The sequence below is a fragment of the Streptomyces sp. 13-12-16 genome (assembly GCF_002114215.1).
Lineage (GTDB): Bacteria > Actinomycetota > Actinomycetes > Streptomycetales > Streptomycetaceae > Streptomyces.
In genome coordinates this window covers 1-504 of record NZ_NCTE01001339.1, presented here as the reverse complement: position 1 = coordinate 504, position 504 = coordinate 1, and the positions used below count along the sequence as shown (strand labels likewise).

Below are 504 nucleotides of genomic sequence, written 5' to 3'. Positions count from 1 at the left end.
GCGGGTCCCGCGCCGGCCGGGGCGGCGGCCAGGGTGGTGAGCAGCAAGGTCCCGGCGGCCACATGGACGGCGGCGGCGGTTCTCATCGACGAACGATCCCTTCGGTGCACAACGGCGACAAAAGGGATGTTTCGCTTGGAGTTGGCGTGAGGCAAGCACCGCCCGCCGGGGTGTCGGCGTCAATGCCCCTCGCGGGGCCCCCGGTGCGCGAAGGCCGCGCGCAGTTCCGGCTCGCCCACCGCGCGGATGCCGTGCACCGCGACGGAGGTGAGACACGTGTGGTCGTCGTCGGCGCCGCGGGGCAGCCGGCCCAGCAGGCGCTGCCCGGCCGGGGAGGCCCAGGGCGAGTACGGGTGGACCTCGAACCGCGCCACGGCCAGACAGCCCAGCGTGAAGACCAGCGGCAGCGCGAACCACAGCGCGACCAGATGGCGCGGCATGTCCGACGGGACGGGCATGAGCAGGGCGGCCGCCCCCAGTCCCGCCACGGCGGGTACGGCGAGC

General features: G+C 74.8%; 1 pseudogene. It reads right to left on the bottom strand.

Features of this window, described 5'->3' with window-relative positions:
- Nucleotides 1-179: 179 nt before the first annotated feature.
- Nucleotides 180-504 (bottom strand): annotated as a pseudogene (locus tag B7767_RS40680) (TIGR04222 domain-containing membrane protein); the annotation flags it as partial.